Source organism: Vibrio sp. OPT46, from assembly GCF_015163535.1.
GTDB classification, from domain to species: Bacteria; Pseudomonadota; Gammaproteobacteria; order Enterobacterales; family Vibrionaceae; genus Vibrio; species Vibrio alginolyticus.
This window is the reverse complement of record NZ_JADDYG010000560.1, coordinates 1-5,064: the sequence shown is the minus strand read 5'-3', so window position 1 is coordinate 5,064 and position 5,064 is coordinate 1. Positions and strand designations below refer to the sequence as shown.

At 43.9% G+C, this 5,064-nt stretch carries 5 protein-coding genes; 4 read left to right on the top strand and 1 reads right to left on the bottom strand.

Annotated features, from left to right (window positions below; genetic code table 11):
- Positions 1–1,829 (bottom strand): methyl-accepting chemotaxis protein (locus IQR33_RS22630; protein ID WP_228014074.1); only part of this gene is annotated, 1,829 nt, incomplete at its 3' end.
- 269 nt (positions 1,830–2,098) lie between these two features.
- On the opposite strand from IQR33_RS22630, the gene hinT reads away from it, so the two are divergent.
- The 4 genes from hinT (at position 2,099) to lpoB (ending at position 4,965) form a co-directional block, all read left to right on the top strand.
- On the top strand, positions 2,099–2,449 hold the full coding sequence (hinT, locus tag IQR33_RS22625; protein WP_005378473.1) for a purine nucleoside phosphoramidase: 351 nt from the start codon (positions 2,099–2,101) through the stop codon (positions 2,447–2,449).
- Positions 2,450–2,518: 69 nt separating this feature from the next.
- Positions 2,519–3,916: a COG3014 family protein gene (locus tag IQR33_RS22620; protein ID WP_193837460.1), complete on the top strand. Its 1,398-nt coding sequence runs from the start codon at positions 2,519–2,521 to the stop codon at positions 3,914–3,916.
- Positions 3,916–4,308, top strand: coding sequence for a YcfL family protein (locus tag IQR33_RS22615; RefSeq protein ID WP_005378469.1), 393 nt, complete (start codon positions 3,916–3,918; stop codon positions 4,306–4,308). The genes IQR33_RS22620 and IQR33_RS22615 overlap by 1 nt, the downstream gene beginning before the upstream one ends.
- Positions 4,309–4,374: 66 nt before the next feature.
- Positions 4,375–4,965 (top strand): penicillin-binding protein activator LpoB, encoded by a 591-nt coding sequence (gene lpoB, locus IQR33_RS22610; RefSeq protein WP_005378467.1) that lies wholly within the window; start codon positions 4,375–4,377, stop codon positions 4,963–4,965.
- Positions 4,966–5,064 lie beyond the last annotated feature (99 nt).

Below are 5,064 nucleotides of genomic sequence, written 5' to 3'. Positions count from 1 at the left end.
GCTGCTGCTTGTGAAATGTGCGTACTCATTTGGCTGATTTCGATGATTAGCGCCTGGATCTCTTCCATTGAGCTGTTCGCTTTTGATGCTTGCTCAACCGACATCTCCATATCGCTCATACAGCTTTGTATGACTTGGTTCGCCGATTGCGAGCTAGATTGCAGATTACTGATCATGGATTCAATTTCAGTGGTTGATTGAGTCGTTCTTGATGCGAGTACTCGTACTTCATCTGCCACTACCGCGAAGCCGCGACCTTGTTCACCAGCGCGAGCCGCTTCAATTGCCGCGTTCAATGCCAGTAGGTTGGTTTGCTCCGCAATGTTGCGGATCACATCAAGGATAGACCCAATTTGACCACTCATTTTTTGTAGCTCAGAAACTGCGGAGACCGATTCGTTCAAACGTGTTTCTAGTTGATTAATGGTTGAGATATTACTGCTCATAACATTTCTACCTTCTTCAGAGGCAGATTCGACGCGTTGCACCATTTCTAACGAGCCTTGCGCACTTTGCGCGACTTCCTGCACTGAATGAGACATTTCTGTCATCGCGGTAGCGACGTTTGCTGTTTGTTCGCGTTGAGAGCTCAATTTAATTTGTGCTTGCGAAGAGGTGCGTTCGTTGGTTGTCGCGGTTGACGATAGGTTTTCTGACGCTTCGTTGAGTTTCACCAAGATCTCGTGAAGGTTGTCGGCGAGTGAGTTAATGTGTCCACTCACACGGCTGAATTCGTTGTTATAGCGAATGTCGATACGCTGTGTCATATCACCTTCAGTCAGGCTTTCTAACACTTTTAGAATACGAGTCAACGGTTCGCGAACGCTTTGAGCGATGTGGTAGCCAATCGCTGTCGCGAGTAAAACGACAATAACGCCAATGATGATGGCTTTCGTTACACCCGCCGAATATATGTCACCTGCGTCTGCCAATGATTCATTGAGCTTATCTGTTGCGGTTGTCGTGAATTGCTCAAGAATCGCCATGGTTGAATCCACTTTATTTGCTAGGTTGGCGATATTGTTATACAAAGCGGCGCGAGCATTGAGGTAATTATTATGTTGGTCTAGCACACCGCCACGCATACCAACGTCACGAGTAAATTGCTCTACAGATTCGCCAAAAGCTTTTTCTAGCTCAGGAAGCTGAGTCACCAACCCGCGGAATGCGTAATTCAAGTGCGTTACTGCTTTGCGGTTTTTAGCTACGGCTTGCGTAACAAACTCAGGGTTGGAACTGGCGAGGGCATCAGAGGTAATTACTTCGGCATCTTTTAACTTGATAAAGTAGCTCTTTGCCATGACTTTGACAGAAATGCTGGTTTGATCTGCCACATATTCTTTAAGACCAACCGAAAGTTCGGTATTCAGTTTTTGGAAGCGGCGTGAGGATTTTTGCACTTCTTCTTGAGCCGCGAACATTGCTTCGTAGTTGTCCATGGCCTCTAGAGCTTCTGTAAAATAGCTCTGCTCTAACGTTTTTAACTCTGAAAACGGTTCGGCAAGAGAAGGGTAGATTTGGCTTGCGGTTTTCAGTTGAGCCAATGTGGATTCGAAGCGCTGTTGAGATCTAGCAAATTCCTGACGCATTTCATCCATGCGTTGTTTATTCTCTGTCGTCAGGAAGTCTTTAAATGATTTGTCGGCAGAAAGCAGCTCAACACTGGTTTGATTAGATAACGATACCAACGGTAGGGATGATTTAGAAACCGTGCCAAATTTTCCGTGAATATCACTCATTCCTCCCATCATAATGGCAATTGTGACGGCAAATAGGATGATGATCAGTGCAAAGCCGGCATACATCCTTTTAATAACTGAACCTCGCATAAGTGAGCTTCCTCTCCCAAAAATAGACAAGCTACCCAAGTATTTTTGAATTTACTTGGGTATAAAAATAATAATTGTCTTAAAAAAGTAACAAAATTCATTGGATTGTATTCAGTTTGTGACGCGCATTTTATGACGCACACGACAAAAAAAGCTTCGTTAATTAGCATTTGATTAATAATGTTAAGTGAACACTGTTTTTATTGAGCTCCGCTTTTGGTTGGCGCATACTAATTGGGATCTAATTACGTTTATAAAATGGAGTCCTCATGGCGGAAGAAACGATCTTTAGTAAAATTATTCGCAAGGAAATCCCTGCCGATATCCTTTATCAAGATGATTTGGTGACTGCGTTTCGCGACATTAACCCTCGCACACCAAGCCATATTCTCATTATTCCGAATAAACTGATCCCAACAACGAATGATGTAGAAGCTGAAGATGAAGCAATGATGGGGCGTTTGTTCACTGTTGCTAGAAAGTTAGCGAAAGAAGAAGGTATTGCTGAAGACGGCTATCGCCTAATCGTTAATTGTAATCCACATGGTGGCCAAGAGGTTTACCATATTCACATGCACCTACTAGGCGGCCGCCCTCTAGGTCCAATGGTATTGAGCTAAGCTTTTAAAAGTGGGTGGTGATTCACCCACTTCTTTTTCCTGTCGAATGACACATTTGTGGAGATAAATGTGAAACTAGGTGTAAAGCTGTTAGGGCTGATGAGCTGGGCTTTAATGGCCTCTGGCTGCGCGAATTTATCTGCGGGCAATCTGTTTAGTCATTACAGCAACCAGAATCAAGAAGTTTATCAAGCCGTTGTTGCAGGGGAATATGCCAAAGCAAAACAACTTCAATCAAGTGAAGTGGGTGGCGAGATACTTGGCAATTTTGAAAAAGGTCGCATCTCTTTTCTTGCTGAAGATTACCCGACAAGTTTGAATGCGCTAGAAAGCAGCGATCGTGCCGTACGTGTCCAACAAGATCGAGCGACGATATCTGTGTCAGACACGGCAACGAGCGTCGGCTCTCTCGCAGTGAACGACAATCTCCAAGACTATCATCCCGCCGATTACGAACTTGGCTTTTTGCACCTGTATCTAGGACTAAATTACTTACAGAAAAACGATTTAGAAGGAGCACTAGTTGAAGTGCGTCGAGCTAATCAAGTTCAGGAAGCGGCAAGAAAGGCGCGTGAAAAAGAGCTAAAAGCAGCAGAGAAAGACCTTAACAAGCAAGGCATATCTGCCAATTTAGGCAGTGTATTAGCGAACTACCCTGATGCTGGTAAAAAACTAAGCGCGGTACAAAATGGTTATCTGTTCTATCTTTCTGGCTTGTTATATGAAGCGTCGCGAGACTTAAACAGTGCTTATGTTGATTACCGACGAGCACTCGCTGTAATGCCAGACAACAAGCAAGTTGTAGAAAGCACCTTATACGCTGCTAAGAAGCTGGGCATGCGTGAAGACTTGCGCATGCTAGAGAAGCGGTATGGCAAAGCACCTTCTGGATTAACTCAGTCACAAGGGCGAGTCATCGTTATTGATGAGCAGGGTGTTGTTGAGGCGATGAAAGGGTGGCGTATTGATTTACCGATTTACGACAGTCGCGATAATGGCGCGATTTATTCGTTGGCGCTTCCTTATTATCAGAACCGAGGTGCTCAACGTTTTAGCGATGTTGTTTTAAATGGTCAGGTATTGCCTTCCAGTACGCTGACTGATGTTAATGCGATGGCGCAAAACGATCTTAATGAACGTCTTACTACAATAGTGATCCGTCAAGCTCTTCGTGTTTGGGCAAAAGATCGAATCCGAAAAGAGGCGGCGAAAAAAGGCGATGATGTGGGCAACATACTTTTCAATGTATGGAACACATTGACCGAACAGCCAGATACAAGAAGTTGGCAAACATTGCCAGCGCAAGTGAAAACGGCTTCAAAAATCGTGAAACCGGGAACACAAAGTTTAAACTTGGGTGATCAAACCTATCAGTTTGAAGTGCCTGCACAGCAGACTACATTGGTATGGGTATCTCGTCAGGGAGCACACTCAACCGTGTGGCATAAACAGCTAGGGAGACTGTAATGAAAGCATGGCTTGTTTGTTTAGCAATGGCTATTGGTTTAGTTGGATGCGCCGAAAACACGGCTGGTATTCGAATTGATGGCCAAACGCAAAAAGTATTTTTTAATGATAACGTTTTAGGTAGTCGCTTATTAGTTGACAACATCACCACCACTTACGTTGATGATCGCCCACGAGGAGTCGTGCAGCTGAGTAGCAATTACAAAGGTGATCAGCACATTCTTTACCGATTTTATTGGTATGACAACAATGGTTTAGAAGTGAATACCAAACCTGGTCCGTGGCGAAAAATGATTGTGCGAGGATTTGAGCAAGTCACGTTATCTGAAGTTACTGTGAATCCAAATGGCACAAAATTCCGTGTGCAAATTAGAGAAGCACAAGACGATTAATCTTAACGGCTCTGCCGAAGCTGCCGCGCTAACGATGCGCTGGTATTGAAAAACTAAGGAACTCTCATGAAAAAAAGTATTATTGCTCTTTTAGGTCTTGCCGTCATTTTAGGTGGCTGTTCTAACAAAGTCTCTTACGGCGATGCGCAAGCAACAGAAACCACGACTATCGATTTTGGCTCAACAGATTTACAAAAAATCGCGGCTGAAATGGTGGATAGCATGATGATGTCGGGCTCTGTAGCAGCAATTACTCGTGACCAACGTCCTATCGTTTTTGTTGAGCGAATTAAGAACAAAACCAGTGAACATATTGACACTGAATCCATTACTGACACGATCTCTACTAAGATGTTGAACTCAGGTAAGTTCCGTTTTGTTGATATGGATCGTGTTGAGTCTGTGCGTGAACAACTTAACTTCCAAAACACGGATGAGCTTGTTAACCAAAGCACAGCTATCCAATTTGGTAAAATGGTTGGTGCTCAATACATGCTTTACGGCAACCTATCTAGCATTGTGAAAAATGCAGGTAGCGATAAAGATGTATACTACAAGATGACCATGCGCCTAATGGACCTAGAAACAGGTTTGATTGAGTGGGCGGATGAAACTGAAATTCGTAAAGCGCAATCTAAGAGCCTATTCGGTCTTTAATCGAACAGGGTGGAGAAGTCATCAATGGCATGGTTTTCTTGGCAACAAGCAAAACAGTTAGATCCGAGTCTTAATGCTCTCGATGGCTTCTTTACGGAG